Origin of the sequence: Microcystis wesenbergii NRERC-220 (assembly GCF_032027425.1) — a bacterium.
GTDB classification, from domain to species: domain Bacteria; phylum Cyanobacteriota; class Cyanobacteriia; order Cyanobacteriales; family Microcystaceae; genus Microcystis; species Microcystis wesenbergii_A.
Genome location: NZ_JAVSJA010000001.1, coordinates 1505897 through 1525406 on the forward strand (window position 1 = coordinate 1505897; position 19510 = coordinate 1525406).

Consider the following 19510-nt stretch of genomic DNA (forward strand, 5'->3'; position numbering starts at 1 on the left):
TCTAAAATTAAGGGAGAATGAGTTATATAAAAAAGGCAATTTAACCGATGTTATTGGGTTCTTTTTCGAGGGAATTAGAGCGTTTTACTTTCCGTTTTATGGTTGCACCTGCACCAAGTATTCCCAGGGAAAGGAGACTTATGATTGATGTGGGTTCAGGCACAACACACAGTTCTGCTTCCCATGTTGCTTGAAACACACCTGTATTTACGTCATAAGTTGCTACAGGAGAAAAACGACCAACTTGGGAGTTGAGTAGCGGTGTTGATAATCCACTATAAATAGTATTTATTTTGAGAGGCAAAATATTACCATTACTTGTTTCCATAATTGCTGAACCTTCTTCAATAACTTGATTACCAAAAGGTGTCCACTTAACCTGATAATCGACAACCCGACTGATATCTAAGGGACCGTTATATGTTCCTATAAAGTTAGCAGAATATTGCAAAAGTTGATTATTGATATTAGAAACTTGTCCAGTTACACTGATTGTACTATTTGGAAGAGAAGTCCAATTAAAAGTACGTTCTAAACTGTAGTTTCCTCCACTTAAATCAAATAGATTTTGTCCATTATCAGGTGAACAATTACTTGTACGTGCCGAAGCCCAGCAAACAACTGTGACTACAGAACTGCCAAATGATAGTGGAGTAAAAGTTGAAGGAATCTGAGTAAAAGTTGCAGTTAGATTTCCGCCAGGACCATCGGTATTAATTTCACCTGATGCAGTAGCATTGATTGATGACCCATTAACTGTTCCTGTATATGTACCATTTAATGCCAATTGCAAGGCTTCTGCCTGACCTGCATTCAATCCTATTAAGCTAGTAGCTATTATCAATCCAAAAATACTGTTATCAAAAATATTTTTGCTGATTTTAACTTTTTGTAAATCCTGAATATTCATAAACATAATAGTTAGCCTCTGAATTTGATATCTTTTTCCTTCGGAAATTGTATGCTCGCAAAAATTAACTTTCAAGGCTTTTAAAGTAATATAAAGCTATATAAGGCAGTATTAAGAAAAATAACTTAAATCTAAAAATAATATTAAATTGACCGTACACCTTATAATGTCATATAATGTCGGGTAAAAGCTTATTAATCTTGATTCTGTGTTTAAAAATGAACAATTTTGATATTCACTCTTTAATTACAACTGTTGATAATCTCATCTTCTCCTATACAGGAGAAAATTTAGATGATGTTCAGTCTGAAATCTTAGAAGGGGTGATTAATCACCAAAAATACACAGAAATCGCTAAAAGTCATCATCGTTCCGAGAAATATGTCAAGGATGTAGCTGGTAAATTATGGAAAACCTTATCAGAAATTTTAGGAGAAGAAGTTAATAAAGCTAATCTCAGGTCTAGTCTGCGAAGATATTATTATAATGTCTCTCATAACTTTAATGTAATAAATCCCGTACAAATTAATAAAGGTCATATCTGTAATCAACTACCAGAAAATCAATTACAAAAACCTAATCTTGCTGAAGAATCTAAACTCGAAATCGCTACAGAATTGATGAAAGAAGGCTTAACCGTCGAACAAATTGCTAGAGTGTTAAAACTTCCCTTAGAATTAGTTAAAGAGCAACTTGAAAAACCTAAGTCACCTAATTAATGGTGGTATTTGGCACTGGCAGAGCATTTCTAAGTTCAATAATAATTTCTATTTTAATAAACTTCATCATGAGAGCCAATATCAACGAGACAACCATTAAGGTTACAATGAAGGAATCAGATTTCAGGAAATAGCCATGAAACGAGATGAGGTACTAACAATTCTCGCAAAACACCGAGAACAATTAGAAAAACTAGGGGTAAAATCTCTGTCTCTATTTGGTTCAGTAGCAAGGGATGAAGCACGTTTTGACAGTGATGTAGATTTATTGGTAGAATTTAGTAAAGCGGTAGGGTTATTTGAGTTTATCGAGGTACGACTTTACTTAGAAGATATATTAGGATGTTCTGTTGATTTAGGTACTCAAGATTCTTTAAAAGAACATTTACGACAACCTGTATTAAAGGATGTGATTAATGCCTTTTAGAGATTGGCAACTTCGTCTTCAAGATATTATTGAATCCATTGATGAAATCTTGGAATGGACGGCTAATATGACCTTTGAAGATTTTAGCTCAAATCGAGTGACTCTTAAAGCAGTTCTTTATAATTTAGGAATTATTGGTGAGGCATCTAGAAATATTCCTAGTCAGATACAATTGCGTTATTCTCAAATTCCTTGGCGTTTAATGGGAGATATGCGAAATGTCATTTTTCATGAATATTTTCGGGTAGAATTGGCAATTGCTTGGCGGACGATTGAAAATAATCTAACTCCATTGCGTTCACAATTACAGGAAATTTTAGAAAATGAAGCCGAAAATTAATCTATAAAAATCCCCCTCAACTTATTCAATTAAGGGGGAATGAGTTATATAAAAAAGGCAATTTAACCGACGTTATTGGGTTCTTTTTCGGGTGAATGAGAGCGTTTTAAAGCTATATAAAGCAGTATTAAGAAAAATAACTTAAATCTAAAAATAATATTAAATTGACCGTACACCTGATAATGTCATATAATGTCGGGTAAAAGCTTATTAATCTTGATTCTGTGTTTAAAAATGAACAATTTTGATATTCACTCTTTAATTACAACTGTTGATAATCTTATCTTTTCCTATACAGGAGAAAATTTAGATGATGTTCAGTCTGAAATCTTAGAAGGGGTGATTAATCACCAAAAATACACAGAAATCGCTAAAAATCATCATCGTTCCGAGAAATATGTCAAGGATGTAGCCGGTAAGCTATGGAAAACCTTATCGGAAATTCTAGGAGAAGAAGTTAATAAAGCCAATCTTAGGTCTAGTCTGCGAAGATATTATTATAATGTCGCTAACAATAATGTATTTGGAATCCAAATTAGCGAAGGTAATATCTGTAATCAACTACCAGAAAATCAGTTACAAAAATTTGATCCAGAAGAAGAATATAAACTCGAAATCGCTACAGAATTGATGAAAGAAGGCTTAACCGTCGAACAAATTGCTAGAGTATTAAAACTTCCCTTAGAATTAGTTAAAGAGCAACTCGAAAAACCCAAGCAACCTAATTAGAAGTCAGGTTGACAGTGGTAGAGGGTGTTAAGCTATTGTTGACGCACCGCTTAATGGTTATCCTGGCGAATTGTCGCAATTTAGTGGATAGGGTTTTTCGGTGGATTAAGCTTCCCTAATCTCTACTTATACCAATTCTCTCTCATAAAAACTACACATCAAATTATCGAATTTAAGCCCCCCTTGAAAAGGAGGATTTAGGGAGTTCAGACTTTTGTAGCCAGATTTTGTAGAATTAGTATTACTTCAACTTGAGAAGTATTTTGTCCAAGCATTTCTAAATTCATTAATAATTTCGGCGTTGCTGATTCATACCTTGATTCAGCAACGCCATAACTGATTACTGATAACTCAGGTTAACTAACTATTTTTCGCCTCTAATTTGGTCAAACGACTTTTAAGTTCCTGATTTTCCTGTTTCATTTTTGCTAATTCCTCGCGAATTTCCTGAATTGCTTTCTCGGAACCTAATTTTTTCTGGACTTTTTGTACTGCTTCCTCGGCTACACGACGGACGCGACCATCGGGAGTTCGATCGCTCAAAGCTTGTAAAATAGCGATAGCTTTGGCATTTTCTATCTGTCCTAAAGCGTTACACACTGCCACTTGCGTCAAGAAAAAAGTTTCTTTGGCAATGGTTTCTAAACGTTCCAAAATTACGGTTAATTTATCCGTGGTTTGTCCCGAAGAAATCGCTCCCAGGGCGCGGATAGCTCCTAATCTCAGGGGTTGAGGCGTGCCTAAAGCCGTGTAGGTCAAAATTGACTCCAAAGCCGCCGGCGAGGTTTTTAACTGGCTTAAACCCCCAATTGCGCCCGCTCTTACTACCTCATTCCACCCCTTTCTTGACTGTAAAATGTGATTGAGCAGGTCAATAATTTCCCCTTCTTTATTTTGTAATTGTCCCACGGCCATGGAGCCTAATCCTCGCGCCGTGGCCGCTTCCACATAATAACTAGCATCTCCAGTTTCTAATAGGGATTTAAGCGCGTTATAACTATCTAAGGTTTTAATTTCACTTAATCCCTCGACAATTGCCCGACGGACTTGTGCTTTTTCATCGTTTAAACCTTTAATTAAAGCAGTAACTGCCTGATCTAAACCAAGAGTTGCTAACTGTTTGGCCACCTCCACACGCACACCCCAAAAAGGCTCATTTTCTAGGGATGTCCCTAAAGCTTCGATCGCTTCTAAACCGCCTTTTTTAGCAATGGCCGTCGCTGCATAGATACGGGAAATCGGGTCGGGATCCTGTTGTAATTGCGCTTTTAATTCGGCGATGGGATACTCAAGAGTGACGGTTTTGAGGAAATTATTACCCCGATCAAACTTGACAAAATCGGGCTTTTGTGCTAGGGGAAAATAGAAACTTTGTTCTTTTTGGTGAATCCGCAGATTGTAGGTAAGATCGTCAGAGTTGAGATAGGCAAAAGCGACGGGAATTTTCAAGTCGAATAGTTCCTTTTCATCCTGAGTTTGGGTGACGGTTAATTGGGCTAAATTATTCTGATTATCCCAACTGTAGGCCACCTTATAATCGGGATGACCACCGCGATAAACGTACTGATCAAAGAGGAATAATAAATTGTAGCCGGTCGCTTTTTCGATCGCCCGTAATAAATCCACAGTTTCTACGGTTTTATGGGCATTATCCCGCACAAAAGTATGAATCGCTTTTCCGAATAAATCTTCCCCTAAAATAGAGCGGATCATGTGATAAACACAAGCACCTTTTTCGTAGAGATGACGATCATAAAGTTCGATCGCTTCTCGATAAACATGAGTAACAATCGGACGACGATAGCGGGAAGCATCTTCTTCTAAATAACTTCTTGCTTCCCCTAATAAATAATAACTACCAGCAGCTTTTCCGTATTCCGATTCTGTCCATAAAACCTCAGAATAGGAAGCCATTCCCTCTTTAATCCAAGCGTGAGACCAGTGTTTAATCACCACTAAATCACCGAACCATTGATGAGCTAATTCATGGGCAACTAAGCTTTCTGTCCAAGTATGATCAATGCTGGCTCTTTGATCAATTAAACAGCGATCGGTTAAAATTGTGGTGGAAGTATTTTCCATCCCACCAAAAATAAAATCATCTACACAAACTTGCGCGTATTTGGGATAGGGATAGGGATAACCAAACTTTTGGCTAAAAAACTCGATCATGCGGGGAGTTTTACCCATACTTCTTTGGCCCTCTTCTTCCCGTCCTTTTTCCACATAATAAGTGACAGGAACACCATTCCATGAGTCGCATAATTCAGCAAAATCTCCCACCGCAAGAGTCATTAAATAGGTAGGATGAATTTGCTTTTGTGACCAGTGATAAATTCTGTCCTCACCAACGGTTGCCACCGAGATTAATTCCCCGTTAGAAATAGCGATATAGGGTTGGGGAATTTTAACCCGAATTTCGGAGGTAGTTAATTGGCCGGGGTAATCAAAACAGGGAAACCAAAAGCGAGAATCTTCATCTTCTCCCTGGGTCCAAACTTGCATCGGTTTATCGGGATAATATTCGTCGGGGCCGATAAAATATAATCCCCGTTGTGGTTGCTTAACCTGATAGTTAATCGTCAGGATAATCGGTTTATCGCTGGTGGGTTGTAGCAGATGAATGGTCAGCAGAGAACGATCATAGTCAAAGGGTTGACTGATACCTTCAATGAACACAGAATTAATATTTAGATCCACTGCATCCAGGGTTAAACTGCTAATTCCCTGACGAATGGGGGTGAGGGTAATCTGACAGCTGCCCTGAAAACTTTGCTGAGGAATATCAATAATTAAATCGAGAAAAATATGATTAACTTGTCCGGGTCGATCGGGGTTATAATGGGGTTTAGCCCCCGGTAATTCAAAGGGTTGACGCTGATTATTTTCCGTGTCGATGGTGAGATGAGACATATTAGCCCTAACTTGCTGATTTTTGTCCGGTAAACTTAAATTAACACGATCGGTCGTCCCTTTCCTTGCTAATAATAATCCCACCCCTATGAATCTCCCTTCCTTTCTCTGGTTATGGAAAATTGCCGCTTGGTCGATGGGATTTACCCTCTTTGCCTATTTTTTACTAGCGGTTTCGGGGGTAAACATGGGTTATCGACGACTCGCGGGCCAATCTCGACCAAAATGGTTAAGACCCTTTCATCTCCTCAGCGGCCTGATCATGGTTGCTTTGGTCTTAATTCTGCTGGGAATCGGATTAGTGGGAACAATCGGTCATTATGGCAGTTTAGGCCACTCTTCCCACCTGATAGCGGGTTTATCGGTGGTTTTTCTGGTTTTTGTTTCGGCAATTAGCGGCCTGAACATTACAACCCGTCCACCTCTAGCGCGGTCTCTCCACATCGGCACTAATCTTTTATTGTTTCTGGGTTTTCTTTTTGTTAGCCTAACAGGATGGGATGTGGTCCAAAAATATCTACAATAAAAATAGTCGGCGATCGAGTGGAGACTGTTTGATCGAGAAAAACTAGCTATCTCATCCCGAAAAATCGCTTTTTAGTGACAGAATACTCACCCCCAAATCATTATGCAAACCGTCGAATCACAAGCTATTAACACGATGTCAGTGCCAAAAAAAGGGCTACCGGTAACAATTATTACTGGGTTTCTTGGTAGTGGTAAGACTACTCTCCTCAATCATATTCTCAGCAATCAACAGGGATTAAAAACTGCTGTTCTTGTCAATGAATTCGGTGAAATCGGTATCGATAACGAACTGATTATCAGCAGTGATGACAGCATGGTAGAATTAAATAATGGCTGTATTTGCTGCACGATTAACGAGGATTTAATTCAAGCAGTTTATAAAGTTCTCGAACGTCCCGAAAAAATCGATTATTTAGTCGTAGAAACCACGGGATTAGCCGATCCTTTACCGGTAGCTTTAACCTTTTTAGGGACGGAATTACGCGAAATGACCCGTTTAGATTCCATTGTCACTATGGTGGATTGTGCCAATTTTAGTCTCGATTTATTCAACTCGCAAGCGGCCTTAAGTCAAATCACCTACGGTGATATTATTGTTCTCAATAAAACCGATCTAGTGGATGAAGCTGATGTGGATTCTTTAGAAATAAGAATCCGGGACATGAAGGAAGGAGCGAGAATTCTTCGTACTAGCAAAAGTCAGGTCCCTTTACCCTTAATTCTCAGCGTCGGACTATTTGAATCGGATAAATATTTCGACACAGAGGAAGAACACCACGACCATGATCACCACGACCACGATCACGACCATTGCGATCATGATCACCATCACGATCACGATCATGATCATCACGACCATTCCAATCATTTAGAGGTGGATGGATTTACTTCTATTTCCTTTGCTAGTGACCAACCTTTTTCGATTCGGAAGTTCCAATATTTCCTCGATAATCAGTTACCGGAAAGCGTTTTCCGCGCTAAGGGTATTCTCTGGTTTGATGAAAGTCCTAAACGTCATATTTTCCACCTCAGTGGTAAACGTTTCACTCTCGAAGATGACGAATGGAAAGGTAATCCGAAAAATCAGCTAGTTCTTATCGGTCAAAATCTCGATCATGAAACCCTAAAAGAACAGATTAACAATTGTCTTTGTTTACCTGCCGTCAATCGCGGTAAAGGATTTGGGAAATAGATAACCGTCTCTTGCGGGGGTGTTAGCCTAGGGTAACCCACCCCCATTACCTAAATTCCCCACTGCCCCCAATTATTTATTTTTATTCGGGTACTTTTCCCCCTAAAGATTCCACGATCGATCGAGTATTTTCCCTGAGCATTTTTACATAACTATCCCCTCTAGTACCCACCGCACCGATCGAATCAGAATATAATTGTTGTGGTGCTAATTTTACCCCCGCTTCTGCGGCTACAGTGGTAATTAAAGTGGGATTAATAGTCGTCTCGGCAAAGATAGCAGGAACCTGGAGATTTTTAATAGCATCGGCTAAATTTTTCACCGTTTGGGCGCTAGGTTGTTCTTCGGTACTAATGCCAATTAAAGTTCCCGCAACTTTTAAACCGTAGGCATGAGCATAATACTGAAAAGCGTCATGAGTGGTGACTAATTGCCTTTGGGAAGGGGGGATAGTTTCAATAGCCGCAGTAATCCAGCGATCAAGATTTTCTAATTCTGCGATTAATTGGGCGGCATTTTCAGTAAAAATCTCTTTATCTTCGGGACTTAATTCAATCAATTGATCTCGGATTTTTTCCACCATGATTATCCCATTTTTCGCCGAACCCCAAACGTGGGGATCGGGGACTTTCTGCCCCTCTTTTGCCAGTTGTAAAGGTGTAATGGCTTCTCCCACGGCCACTTTTTTCGCCTTAATCCCCGTAGAATTGATCATTTTAATTAACCCCGGTTCGAGATTATAACCGTTATAGAGAATTAAATCGGCTTTTTCTAAAGCGACACTATCGGCGGGAACTGGTTCATAAACGTGAGGATCATCCCCCGGTTTTAAAATGTCTTGATGGTCAATTTCTTCACCGCCCACTCGTGCGGTTAAATCGGCGATAATTGTGCTAGTGGAGATTACCTTTGGTTTTTGGTTATCGGTGGTATTAACCGAGGCATTACAAGCAACCAATCCCAAAAATAAACAGGATAAAATTAGTTTTTTCATCGGGAAATAGAGATGAGGGTTTAGAGGTTAGAGATGAGGGTAAATGGCATTGATATCTATCTTGATTTTTTTCCTGACTAAAGACTCCTTTTACCATTAAAATAGAGAATAGAGAAGGTGTAAATTCAAAAGATATGGATAACCAAGCCCCGATTAAACTACCGAAAACCAGCGAATCCGACCACCTCAAGCGCATTCGTCACACCACCTCCCATGTGATGGCCATGGCGGTGCAGAAATTATTCCCGCAAGCCCAAGTTACTATCGGGCCTTGGACTGAAACCGGATTTTACTACGATTTTGATGTGCCGGAACCTTTTACCGATAAGGATCTCAAGGACATCAAAAAAGAGATGGTCAAAATTATCAATAAAAAACTGCCGGTGATTCGCGAGCAAGTTTCTCGGGAAGAGGCGGAAAAGCGCATTAAAGCGATTAATGAAGCCTATAAGCTGGAAATTCTGGCGGGAATTCAAGAACCCATCACCCTCTATCATCTTGGTGACGCTTGGTGGGATTTGTGCGCCGGTCCGCACCTAGATAATACAAGTGAACTAGACCCGAAAGCGATCGAATTAGAGACGGTAGCGGGTGCTTATTGGCGTGGGGATGAAAATAAAGCCCAATTGCAGCGCATTTATGGCACAGCTTGGGAAAATCCCCAACAATTAGCCGAATACAAGCGCCGTAAGGAAGAAGCACTGAAACGGGACCATCGGAAATTAGGCAAAGAATTAGGTTTATTTATTTTCTCTGATTCTGTCGGGCCGGGGTTGCCTTTGTGGACACCCAAAGGAACTTTAATTCGTTCTTTGTTAGAAGATTTTCTCAAAAAAGAACAGTTAAAACGCGGTTATTTACCCGTAGTTACTCCCCATATTGCTCGCGTCGATTTGTTTAAAATTTCCGGTCACTGGCAAAAGTACAAAGAAGATATGTTTCCCATGATGGCGGACGATGAGGAATCTGCTGGTAAGGAAATAGGATTTGTCCTCAAACCGATGAACTGTCCTTTTCATATTCAAATCTATAAAAGTGATTTGAGATCCTATCGGGAATTGCCGATGCGTTTGGCAGAATTCGGTACAGTTTATCGTTACGAACAATCGGGAGAATTGGGAGGATTAACTAGAGTTCGCGGTTTTACCGTCGATGATTCCCATTTGTTTGTCACTCCCGAACAATTAGACAAGGAATTTTTAAGCGTTGTTGATTTAATTTTGACGGTGTTTAAGAGTTTACAATTAAAGAATTTTAAGGCGCGATTGAGTTTTCGTGACCCCGAATCGGATAAGTATATCGGTTCCGATGAAGCTTGGGAAAAGGCAGAATCAGCGATTAGAAAAGCGGTGCAAACTTTGGGGATGGATTATTTTGAAGCCCCCGGAGAAGCGGCTTTTTACGGTCCAAAATTAGACTTTATTTTCCAAGATGCCCTCGAAAGAGAATGGCAGTTAGGAACGGTACAGGTAGATTATAATTTACCCGAACGTTTTGAACTAGAATACGTTGCCGAAGATGGTAATCGTAAACGTCCAGTGATGATTCATCGCGCCCCCTTTGGTTCTTTGGAACGTTTAATTGGTATTTTAATCGAAGAATACGCGGGGGATTTTCCTCTTTGGTTAGCCCCTGTCCAGATACGATTATTACCAGTTAGTGATACTCAATTGGATTACGCGAAAGAGGTGACAGCGAAAATGCAGTTGTTAGGAATTCGCGCCGAAACCGATACCAGTGGCGAACGTTTGGGCAAAATGATCCGCAATGCTGAAACCGCAAAAATCCCCGTGATGGCAGTGGTGGGGGCAAAGGAAATGGAAACTAATAGTTTAAGTATTCGCACCCGTGCCACGGGCGATTTAGGGGTAATTAGCGTTGAGGAAGTGGTGGCAAAATTAGAAAGTGCCATCCAAAATTACGGTAATTTTTAAGCGTTTGCTTATCTAATTCTATGGGGACAGAAAATATTTCTGTCCCAGCATTTTTGCTCAAGCGAGAAGATTTTTCCTGATTAGAGTTCTTGCATAATTAATTTTTGAGAGGGCAAAAATGAGAAAAATAGACATAAAATTGCATAAAATCCCTAAATAGAGCATTTAATTGATTAATGCTCATTCTTAATTCTCCTGACGACCGGCTACTGGCTCGGAGACTCCTCACCTAAGGTCAGATTTTTGATTTTTGCAAGAGGTCTATTACCCTTTAGGTATCATCATCTTTTTGAAAGGTATTTTCCCCAATGCCTAGGCCTTTTTTGCTCTGTTTTAAGTCTTTCCAGAGGGCTTTAATTTTTTGGTAGGCTTCTAGAGAACTGATTTTGCCCCCCGTTTCCAGATTACAAATAAAACTGACCTTTTGGGCAAATTCCTGTAAATTGGCGTTAAATAGCAAATTCTCCGGCTTAAATTCCCCATAGTAGGGGGCGCGAGGATAGAGAAAATTCTCCTTGCGGCGATCGGGGAGATTTGGGTTATCATCGTTAGGAGGATTCTGGTTCATAGGGCGACGGCGGGTAATTTTTCGGAATTTCTTTAGATTTTTCGGTAATGATAATGGGAGATAATATCAATTGTTGGCTATCATTGAGGATTCAAGTAAAAACTGGGCCGATTCGCCAAAAATTGACCCCTAGGATCGTGACACTTTTTGGTTATAGGTTAAGGTTCGGTCGCAAAATGTTGGCAGTTATCTTTAAGCAGCAATTATACATTATTTTTTCTCAACAATCATCTCCCTGATGATATATATTTTTTGTCTAGGTTGATCCCCAAAATTTGCTGCTGCCACTATCCGATTAACCATCGATTTTCGTTTATCAATTGTCGAGGATGATAACTATGGAAAAACTCTATGAAGGTAAGGCCAAAATTCTCTATCAAACCGATGATCCCGATATTCTCCTCACTTATTACAAAGACGATGCCACCGCTTTTAATGCCCAAAAACGCGGGCAAATTGTCGGCAAAGGGGAAATTAACTGTACTGTCTCCACTGCCCTCTTTCAATGGTTAGAATCCCTAGGAATACCTACCCATTATATCGATCGCCCTAGTTCTAGGGAAATGCGCGTCAAGGCGATTAAAATCATTCCCTTGGAAGTAGTAGTCAGAAATATCGCCGCCGGGAGTTTGTGCAAGCAAACGGGATTAAAGGAGGGGAAAGTTTTACCTTTTCCTCTTGTAGAATTTTACCTCAAGGATGATGCTTTAGGCGATCCTTTGTTAACGCCCGATCGCATAAAAGTGATTGATATTGCCAGCGAGGAGCAAGTCAATCAGTTACGAGATTTAGCCCTGCAAATCAATCAATATCTACAAGAACTTTTTGATAAGTGCCAGATTATTCTCGTCGATTTTAAGTTAGAATTTGGAGTTGATCAAAGGGGCAAAATTTATCTAGGTGATGAAATTAGCCCCGATACCTGTCGTCTCTGGGATAAAACCCAAGAGGATGCTCAAGCGCGTATTCTCGATAAGGATCGTTTTCGTCGCGATTTGGGAGATGTGGAAACTGCCTATCAACAAGTACAAGCAAGAGTTTTACGACAGATAGAGAGTTTATAACTTTAGGGTGTGTTAGCGAGCGCGTAACGCACCTTAGATAGAGAGTTTATAACCGTAGGGTGTGTTAGCGAGCGCGTAACGCACCTTAATTGAGATTAGCAATTTAATAATTTATGTCGAGAAGAATTATCGGGTTAACAGGGGGAATAGCTTGTGGTAAATCCACGGTTTCTCATTATTTGGAAAATATCTACAAAATTCCCGTCCTTGATGCGGATATTTATGCCCGGGAAGCAGTGGAAAAAGGTTCGGAAATTTTAGAGAGAATTTTGGCGCGTTATGGCAGAAAAGTTAAAACTGAGGATAATTCCCTTAATCGCCAACAGTTAGGAGAGATTATTTTTAATAATCCCGAGGAAAAAATCTGGTTAGAAAGTCAGATTCATCCCTACGTTAGAGAATGTTTCAAGCGGTATTTAGAGCAGTTAGAAGCCCCAATAGTTGTTTTTTCTATTCCTTTATTATTTGAGGCAAAATTAACCCATTTAGTCACAGAGATTTGGGTGGTTTCTTGCAGTTTCGAGCAACAAATTCAACGCTTAATGACTAGAAATAACTTAACTAGAGAACAAGCGAACGCTCGGATTAATAATCAAATGCCTTTAGCCGAAAAAATTGCCTTAGCTGATATTGTTTTGGACAATTCCGGGGATTTAGAAGCTTTATATACTCAGATCGATCGAGCTATCCTGTAAACATTTAAATTGCTTGTGGAGATCAGGCAAGAGGCAACACCCCCCCTTGCCCCCCCGACGTCGGGGGGGTTGGGGGGGCGGAGATATAGCTAATCTAAGGAGAGGCGGTTAAAATATATCCTAGCTTATACAATAGGGATTAATCTTAAAACAACCAGGCAAATTTTCCCACCCCGAATTTTACATAGAGAATAATTGCCAAAACCAATAAAAATAGAAAGCCAATAATTAATAAATAGTCTTTATTGGTTAAGATTGATTCCTGTAAAAATGTGCGATCGGGATCACCAGAGAAAGCTTTAGCCTGTAGAACTACCTCTAATTTTTGCGATTTAGCCATAGCGTTTAAAATTAAAGGTACAGCGATAGAAGCGTAAATTTTTCCTTTTTGTAACCAACCCATTTTTTCTATTGCTAATCCTCGTAATCTTTGAGCAGAAATAATCGAGCGAGATTCTTCTACTAGGAGAGGAAATAAACGCAGGGTAGAGGAAAAAATAAAGACTATTTTGTAAGGAATTCTGGCTTTAGTTAAACTCACCATCATCTGATTTATATCGGTGGTAAAAATAGCGAGGGGAATAATTAAAACCATGGTGAGAGTTTTAAAGATCACATTTAAACCGTAGAGGGTTCCCTCCACAGTCATTTGAGCAGAACCGACGGTTAATAAGGGAGTTAATTCAGGTTTTCCCGTTAAAGCTTTTACCTGTTCCACATTAAAAAATCCCATGGTAATTAATAAGAATAGATAAAAGGGAGCCATGAATTTTAAAATGGTGAGGAGATAAGACCATTTTACCCCAGCCCAGAGACAAGCTAAAGCGACAATAAGAGTTAGAAAACCGCCAGCGAGGGGACTTTCCCAAGTAAAAGCGATGAGAGTAACCACGATCATCATGGTTAATTTTGTCCGAAAATCTAGGCGAGTAAAAGGGGAATCTCGATCGACGGTTTGCCAGTTAAATGATTGCATAATCAGGAAAAAAGTTAGTAAGTAGCTAGGTGTTAAAAACTGTCAGATGCCCCCCTTATTAAGGGGGGATTAAGGGGGGATCGGCACACCCCTTATTAAGGGGGGATTGAGGGGGGAACTATCTTCAATTTAATTATAACTACTTACCTAAGGGAATGAGTTAATTACCCATCCCCATCAATTCCCTAGGAAGGGTTAGCAATTCTGTTCATTTGCTCTTGAATTTCGGGGTTATAAATCTGGAGATAATTCCAATAATTACCAAACACCGATTCTATATAACCCTTAGTTTCTCTAAAGGGAATATTCTCAACAAATTCATCGTGATCGCTAAAATCAAAACGCTGTTTCCATTTGGAAACTGCCCCAGGTCCGGCGTTATAACTAGCCACGGCAAAAAGTGAATTTCCAGCGAATTTACCGTGGGTATAATCGAGATACCATGTCCCCATCATAATGTTATCTTCGGGATTAGTTAAAGAATAACTTTTATTGCCAGTATTACCTGCGATATATTTACCCGTATCGGGCATAATTTGCATTAATCCCACTGCCCCCACAGGAGAACGAATTTCTTTTTCAAAGCGGGATTCTTGCCGGATTAAAGCTGTCACTAGCAGGGGATTTAATTGTCTATCTTTTGACCATTGTAGGATGCTATCGTAGTAGGGGAAAGGGAATAAAGCGTGCCAGTATTTATCATTTTGTCGCAGGGCTTTCCATGCTTCCCTTTCCTCCGGGGTATCTCTTTCTCGCAAGCGCCAAATCAGGTTAATTCCTTCTAAATTTTGATTGCGAGAGAGTTTATAGACACCGAGGTTAAATTGTTCGTCAACGGTTAAATGCCAAGGATCGACAATTTCTGCTTGAAAGAGATTCCAAGCGTCCGTATCTTCACCAATTCGATATAATTCCTTGAAAGCTTCCGAACCGACGGGGGGATCGTTACGGGTGGCGGGTTTGACGGTGGTAGGATTATAGGAGCGGACAGTGGTAAAATCCCCCACGTCCCAACCTAATAAAACCGCCGAGCGCCAAGCATAATAGGAATGGGGATGACGGGAAATAGTGTAGGTAAAAGCTTGTTTTGCTTCTTGGTTTTTGCCGAGTTTTTGCGCCCATTTTCCCACCCAAAAGGCCGCTTTCGGGGCAGTTTGACTATCGGGATTATTAACCGCAATTGGCTGCGCCCACTGCCACGCCTTGGCGTAATCACCAGATTTAGCGGCTCTTTGGGCCATTAACCAGCGATAATCGGCGGCTTCGTCGGATTTTGGGTATTTATTTAATAAAGTCTGCCATGTTTGACTAGCGGCCTGGGCATTAGTTGAGTTGAGTAATTTGGCTTTCGCTTCCAAAGCTTCCGGAGCGCGATCGGGAAATTGCTTGACAATGCGATCGAGATATGCTATGGCATCGCGGTTAGGAGAAATTTGGGCGAGTCGCAGTAATCCCAAACCGGTTTCTGAGGCTTGGGGATAGGTTTTAATTAGTTTTTGGTAAGCGCTGCGAGCTTCTGGCAGTTTTTTGGCAATTTGTAGCCCGCGGGCGTAACGATAGGCTTGTTCGGGGCTAGGAGTGGCTTTAGCGTAAGCTTTATAGGCTTTTTCGTACAATCCCGACTGCCAATAACCCGCCCCAATCATTGCCCAATCGGCCGGAGTTAACTGCTCGGCGTAGTCTTTCACCAAACGATCGCGGGCCTGATTGAGGGTAGGATCAAAAGGATTAGCCTTGGCTAACTGCAACCATAAGGGAAATTGATCGGGATTTTCTTGAAGACGTTGGCGAATTAAAGCCAAAGTGCGCGGGTGTCGGGGGTATTCCTTGAGCAATTTTTCATGATAACTGGGGTCGTATTTGCCCAAAGCATAGTAAGCTTCCGCCACTACGGGCGATTGGGGATAGGTTTCCACTAATTTTTGCCAAATTTCTTGCGCTCTTTCACTATCATTGGTTAATTCGTGGGCGCGTCCCTGTTTGAGGAGAATCTGGGGAGCGAGGACAGGATATTGTTTTTCTAAGCCGTCTAATTGTTTTAAAGCCGGACCACCTTCATATTTTCTCAATAAATCCATGGCCAAGAGATAGCGGGCGCGACTACGCTCTAAAGAGGGCGCATTGCCATCGGCAACATCTTTTAACTTGACATCTCGCTCGGTTTGTGGTAAAGAAGTGCTATCAACTACGGCAGAGGGTTGGTTAGGAGCTTGGCTAGGAAGCGAAGCACTATTGCGATCGAGCCAAGCGAGAATTTTCGGGTGAAAGAGAAAGAGACTGGTGAGAGTAAAAAGCGCAACCCCAGAACCTAGTCCAAGAATGAGCGGGGTGTGAGGGGGGAATTTCTTAAACATTACCTTATTAAAGACAGTAACTCAACATACATTATCAATGATCGTGGTGACAGGTTGTTTGTTTCAATCAGGTTGGGGAAGTGGGGTGTGGGGTGTGGGGTGTGGGGTGTGGGGAGGTGGGGAAGTGGGGAGAATAAATAAAATAATCTCCTGTCTCCTATCTCCTGACTCCTATCTCCTGACTCCTATCTCCTGACTCCTGATCACTGATCCCTGAGATATGGTACGCTAAACAGGATTTAAGTATTATTAATGATTACTATGAAACAGCGCGGCGTGACGGTTTGGTTAACAGGATTGAGCGGTGCGGGAAAAAGCACGATTACCGAGGCATTACAGGCAAAATTAATCGCTGAAGGTTATTCCATTGAAGTTCTCGATGGCGATATAGTACGTACGAACCTCACCAAAGGTTTAGGATTTAGTAAAGAGGATCGCGATGAAAATATCCGTCGCATTGGTTTTGTGTCTAATTTGCTCACCCGTCACGGTGTAATTGTCCTAGTTTCGGCCATTTCTCCCTATCGTGAGATTCGCGAGGAAGTACGGGGGAAAATTGGCAGTTTTGTCGAAGTTTTCGTGAATGCTCCCTTAAGCGTCTGTGAGGATCGCGATGTGAAAGGATTATATAAAAGAGCGCGTGCTGGCGAAATCAAGTCTTTTACGGGAATTGATGATCCCTATGAACCACCTTTTAACCCGGAAGTGGAATGCCGCACCGATTTAGAGACTTTAGAGGAAAGTGTCGCCAAAGTCTGGGACAAATTGACGGAATTAGGCTACATTAATCAAGCTGTGGCGGTTTGATTAATGTATAACTTTGTATTGTTGGAAAATATCGTAGGGACGTGGACTAAAAACGTCTCTACATCCTGATTAACCCCTTAAGCAAATTTGTTAGTTAATCTCCTTTTCTTCAGTACCTAAGCCAAGTTAATTATACCTCTCCCTAACCCTCTGGCTAAAGTGCAAGAGTGCCTAAACAGTAATCAGTGATCAGTAAACAGTGAAAAGACAGTAGGAAACTTCTATTTAATACTGCTCACTTAAAACTCAAATCTGATAACTGATAACTGATAACTGTCTCGACTAGCAAATTAATTTTGCAGGAATACTTAATAAGTAAGTATTTATAATTGAAGAGAAGATAGATTTTGCCTTTGATCCCCCCTTAATCCCCCCTTAATAAGGGGGGTGCCGACAGTTTTTAACACCTACCTACATATTTAAAGGCGCTAAATTATTTTGAAATCTCGCTCTAGTTATTGGAACCTCATTCCCTATCTCCGTCCCCAAACCCAAACAATTATTTTGGCGTTTATCTGTACGATCGGATTTACGGTATTTTGGCCGATTTTAGCTTGGTTAGCCGGACAAATGGCCAGATATATCGGTGAGGGAAATGTGCAAGCATTGGCGACACTTTCGGGGGTGGGAGCAGTGGTTTTTTTACTGCGGGGAATGTCTCAGTATGGGCAAGATTCCCTGATGGCAAAAGCTTCTTTAAAAATTGCCCTGGAATTAAGAAAAAAAGTTTATGCACATCTGCAAACCCTCGGCTTAAATTACTTTGAAACGGCAAAAACCGGTGATTTATCCTATCGTTTAACGGAAGATATCGATCGCATTGGGGAAGTAATTAATAAATTTTTCCATGATTTTATTCCCTCAGCCTTACAGTTAATTGTCGTCTTTGCCTATATGTTTATTGTTAACTGGCAATTGACGATCGCTGTCATTATTATCGCTCCTTTGTTGGGAGTTTTGGTGGGATTTTTTGGTGAAAAATTATTACAATATGCTCGTCGCGCCCAAGCGAAAATATCTAATCTTTCTGCGTTATTAACCGAAGTTTTTAGCGGTATTCGTGTGGTGCAAGCTTTCGCTGCTGAAGATTATCAAACCGAGCTTTTTGCCAAAGAAGCGGAGGAAAATCGCCGCGCTCAATACCTATCAGAATCCACCAAAGCTTTACAATACGTCGTGGTGGGATTCTTACAAGCTCTCGGTGTCATCTTTTTATTCTTTCTCGCTGGTTGGCAAATTTCCCAAAAGAATTTAACTGGAATTGACTTTGTTAGTTATGTGGCAGCGGTGGCAATGTTAATCGATCCCATCGCCCATATTACCAGTAATTATAATCAATTTAAACAGGGTCAAGCCTCCATGGATCGGATTTTTGAATTGTTAGCTATTCTGCCGACAATTACCGAAAAACCGAATGCGATCAATCTGCAACCCCACAGCAAAGAAGTTGAATATTGTCAAGTAAATTTTTCTTACAATGAGGACAGACAGGTTTTAAAAAATATTAATTTTACTGCACACGCTGGCGAAATGATTGCTTTAGTGGGAGCATCGGGAGCGGGAAAAACCACTTTAGTTAATCTTTTATTGCGTTTTTATGACCCCACTGCCGGCAAGATTTTAATCGATGGGGTGGATATTCGTGATGTGACTTTAAAAAGTCTCCGGCGACAAATTGGCGTAGTTTTGCAGGAAAATATTCTCTTTTCTGGTACTATAGCCCAAAATATCGCTTTTGGCCAGGGAGATTTTAATCTGCAAGAGGTGGAAAAAGCGGCAAAAATTGCCAACGCTCATCAATTTATTGGTGAACTTTCCCAGGGTTACTATACCTATGTGGGAGAAAGAGGTGTTAATTTATCGGGTGGACAAAGACAAAGAATCGCCATCGCGCGAGCGGTTTTATCTAATCCGAGAATTTTAATTTTAGATGAAGCGACTTCAGCGCTCGATTCGGAATCGGAAGCTTTAGTGCAGGAAGCTTTAGAAAGAATTATGACGGAGCGCACGGTATTTGTTATTGCTCACCGATTAGCAACTGTCAGAAAAGCTAACCGTATTTTAGTTTTAGAAAAGGGTGAAATTATCGAGGTGGGTAATCACGAGGAGTTATTAAATCTTAATGGTCGTTACGCTCAATTTCATGCTAGACAATTTCAAGATTAGTCTATTTGGCGTTAAGAGTTGGGCATTATTTCTGATTTTATCACTCAACCCTAGGGGTTTGGGGGGTTCTACCCCCCAAACCCCTAGGGTTGATTCAAGGTAGGGTTGATTCATGAATCAACCCTACCCGAACCCCGGAGCGCATTAGTTTTTCGGTGGGATGCTTACACGCGGTTGTTCATATACTTGTACTA

At 40.6% G+C, this 19510-nt stretch carries 17 protein-coding genes; 11 read left to right on the forward strand and 6 right to left on the reverse strand.

What is annotated here, in order from left to right; all coding sequences use genetic code 11:
* Positions 1-40 precede the first annotated feature (40 nt).
* Entirely contained in the window at positions 41-916 is an 876-nt protein-coding gene (locus RAM70_RS07345) for a PEP-CTERM sorting domain-containing protein (protein WP_312673041.1), read from the reverse strand.
* A 212-nt stretch (positions 917-1128) separates the two neighbouring features.
* Between RAM70_RS07345 and RAM70_RS07350 the strand changes: the two genes are divergently transcribed.
* From RAM70_RS07350 to RAM70_RS07365, 4 genes are all read left to right on the forward strand, one after another.
* Positions 1129-1629: a helix-turn-helix domain-containing protein gene (locus RAM70_RS07350; protein WP_312673042.1), complete on the forward strand. Its 501-nt coding sequence runs from the start codon at positions 1129-1131 to the stop codon at positions 1627-1629.
* Positions 1630-1765: 136 nt separating this feature from the next.
* Entirely contained in the window at positions 1766-2056 is a 291-nt protein-coding gene (locus RAM70_RS07355) for a nucleotidyltransferase family protein (RefSeq protein WP_002757283.1), read from the forward strand.
* Positions 2046-2396 carry a HepT-like ribonuclease domain-containing protein gene (locus RAM70_RS07360; RefSeq protein WP_045362874.1) on the forward strand — a complete coding sequence of 117 codons (351 nt, stop codon included), beginning with the start codon at positions 2046-2048 and terminating at the stop codon, positions 2394-2396. Before RAM70_RS07355 ends, RAM70_RS07360 begins: the two co-directional genes overlap by 11 nt.
* Positions 2397-2630: 234 nt before the next feature.
* Complete coding sequence (locus RAM70_RS07365) at positions 2631-3125, forward strand: helix-turn-helix domain-containing protein (protein WP_045362868.1); 495 nt, start codon at positions 2631-2633, stop codon at positions 3123-3125.
* Positions 3126-3485: 360 nt separating this feature from the next.
* Here RAM70_RS07365 and RAM70_RS07370 read toward each other — a convergent pair whose 3' ends face one another.
* Positions 3486-6122 (reverse strand): M1 family metallopeptidase, encoded by a 2637-nt coding sequence (locus tag RAM70_RS07370; RefSeq protein ID WP_080754368.1) that lies wholly within the window; start codon positions 6120-6122, stop codon positions 3486-3488.
* Between the two features lie 4 nt (positions 6123-6126).
* On the opposite strand from RAM70_RS07370, the gene RAM70_RS07375 reads away from it, so the two are divergent.
* On the forward strand, positions 6127-6564 hold the full coding sequence (locus tag RAM70_RS07375; RefSeq protein WP_193959095.1) for a DUF4079 domain-containing protein: 438 nt from the start codon (positions 6127-6129) through the stop codon (positions 6562-6564).
* A 102-nt stretch (positions 6565-6666) separates the two neighbouring features.
* Entirely contained in the window at positions 6667-7758 is a 1092-nt protein-coding gene (locus tag RAM70_RS07380; protein WP_312673056.1) for a CobW family GTP-binding protein, read from the forward strand.
* A gap of 82 nt (positions 7759-7840) precedes the next feature.
* Here RAM70_RS07380 and RAM70_RS07385 read toward each other — a convergent pair whose 3' ends face one another.
* The gene (locus RAM70_RS07385; protein WP_312673058.1) at positions 7841-8752 is read right to left on the reverse strand and encodes a metal ABC transporter solute-binding protein, Zn/Mn family; all 912 of its coding nucleotides are present in this window, start codon (positions 8750-8752) and stop codon (positions 7841-7843) included.
* A gap of 134 nt (positions 8753-8886) precedes the next feature.
* Between RAM70_RS07385 and thrS the strand changes: the two genes are divergently transcribed.
* Positions 8887-10686, forward strand: a complete 1800-nt coding sequence (gene thrS, locus RAM70_RS07390) for a threonine--tRNA ligase (protein WP_312673060.1) — start codon at positions 8887-8889, stop codon at positions 10684-10686.
* Positions 10687-10957: 271 nt separating this feature from the next.
* Here the strand turns inward: thrS and RAM70_RS07395 are convergent, their stop codons facing one another.
* Positions 10958-11254, reverse strand: coding sequence for a DUF7219 family protein (locus RAM70_RS07395; RefSeq protein ID WP_312673061.1), 297 nt, complete (start codon positions 11252-11254; stop codon positions 10958-10960).
* A gap of 338 nt (positions 11255-11592) precedes the next feature.
* Here RAM70_RS07395 and purC point away from each other — a divergent pair, with 338 nt between their 5' ends.
* On the forward strand, positions 11593-12318 hold the full coding sequence (purC, locus tag RAM70_RS07400; RefSeq protein WP_312673062.1) for a phosphoribosylaminoimidazolesuccinocarboxamide synthase: 726 nt from the start codon (positions 11593-11595) through the stop codon (positions 12316-12318).
* 113 nt (positions 12319-12431) lie between these two features.
* Complete coding sequence (gene coaE, locus RAM70_RS07405) at positions 12432-13013, forward strand: dephospho-CoA kinase (RefSeq protein WP_312673064.1); 582 nt, start codon at positions 12432-12434, stop codon at positions 13011-13013.
* Positions 13014-13158: 145 nt separating this feature from the next.
* Here coaE and RAM70_RS07410 read toward each other — a convergent pair whose 3' ends face one another.
* Positions 13159-13989 carry an energy-coupling factor transporter transmembrane component T family protein gene (locus tag RAM70_RS07410; RefSeq protein WP_193979642.1) on the reverse strand — a complete coding sequence of 277 codons (831 nt, stop codon included), beginning with the start codon at positions 13987-13989 and terminating at the stop codon, positions 13159-13161.
* Positions 13990-14174: 185 nt separating this feature from the next.
* Positions 14175-16343: a lytic transglycosylase domain-containing protein gene (locus tag RAM70_RS07415; protein WP_312673066.1), complete on the reverse strand. Its 2169-nt coding sequence runs from the start codon at positions 16341-16343 to the stop codon at positions 14175-14177.
* Between the two features lie 261 nt (positions 16344-16604).
* Here RAM70_RS07415 and cysC point away from each other — a divergent pair, with 261 nt between their 5' ends.
* Positions 16605-17150: an adenylyl-sulfate kinase gene (gene cysC / locus RAM70_RS07420; RefSeq protein ID WP_045362818.1), complete on the forward strand. Its 546-nt coding sequence runs from the start codon at positions 16605-16607 to the stop codon at positions 17148-17150.
* Between the two features lie 438 nt (positions 17151-17588).
* The gene (locus RAM70_RS07425; protein ID WP_045362815.1) at positions 17589-19316 is read left to right on the forward strand and encodes an ABC transporter ATP-binding protein; all 1728 of its coding nucleotides are present in this window, start codon (positions 17589-17591) and stop codon (positions 19314-19316) included.
* Positions 19317-19510: the final 194 nt, after the last annotated feature.

Bases quoted from the DNA above. Each gene is read 5' to 3' on its own strand.
- RAM70_RS07350 (WP_312673042.1), top strand. From the start codon at position 1,129: ATGAACAATTTTGATATTCACTCTTTAATTACAACTGTTGATAATCTC.
- RAM70_RS07365 (WP_045362868.1), top strand. From the start codon at position 2,631: ATGAACAATTTTGATATTCACTCTTTAATTACAACTGTTGATAATCTT.
- RAM70_RS07360 (WP_045362874.1), top strand. From the start codon at position 2,046: ATGCCTTTTAGAGATTGGCAACTTCGTCTTCAAGATATTATTGAATCC.
- cysC (WP_045362818.1), top strand. From the start codon at position 16,605: ATGAAACAGCGCGGCGTGACGGTTTGGTTAACAGGATTGAGCGGTGCG.
- coaE (WP_312673064.1), top strand. From the start codon at position 12,432: ATGTCGAGAAGAATTATCGGGTTAACAGGGGGAATAGCTTGTGGTAAA.
- thrS (WP_312673060.1), top strand. From the start codon at position 8,887: ATGGATAACCAAGCCCCGATTAAACTACCGAAAACCAGCGAATCCGAC.
- RAM70_RS07380 (WP_312673056.1), top strand. From the start codon at position 6,667: ATGCAAACCGTCGAATCACAAGCTATTAACACGATGTCAGTGCCAAAA.
- RAM70_RS07395 (WP_312673061.1), bottom strand. From the start codon at position 11,254: ATGAACCAGAATCCTCCTAACGATGATAACCCAAATCTCCCCGATCGC.
- RAM70_RS07410 (WP_193979642.1), bottom strand. From the start codon at position 13,989: ATGCAATCATTTAACTGGCAAACCGTCGATCGAGATTCCCCTTTTACT.
- RAM70_RS07415 (WP_312673066.1), bottom strand. From the start codon at position 16,343: ATGTTTAAGAAATTCCCCCCTCACACCCCGCTCATTCTTGGACTAGGT.
- RAM70_RS07345 (WP_312673041.1), bottom strand. From the start codon at position 916: ATGTTTATGAATATTCAGGATTTACAAAAAGTTAAAATCAGCAAAAAT.
- purC (WP_312673062.1), top strand. From the start codon at position 11,593: ATGGAAAAACTCTATGAAGGTAAGGCCAAAATTCTCTATCAAACCGAT.
- RAM70_RS07385 (WP_312673058.1), bottom strand. From the start codon at position 8,752: ATGAAAAAACTAATTTTATCCTGTTTATTTTTGGGATTGGTTGCTTGT.
- RAM70_RS07375 (WP_193959095.1), top strand. From the start codon at position 6,127: ATGAATCTCCCTTCCTTTCTCTGGTTATGGAAAATTGCCGCTTGGTCG.
- RAM70_RS07355 (WP_002757283.1), top strand. From the start codon at position 1,766: ATGAAACGAGATGAGGTACTAACAATTCTCGCAAAACACCGAGAACAA.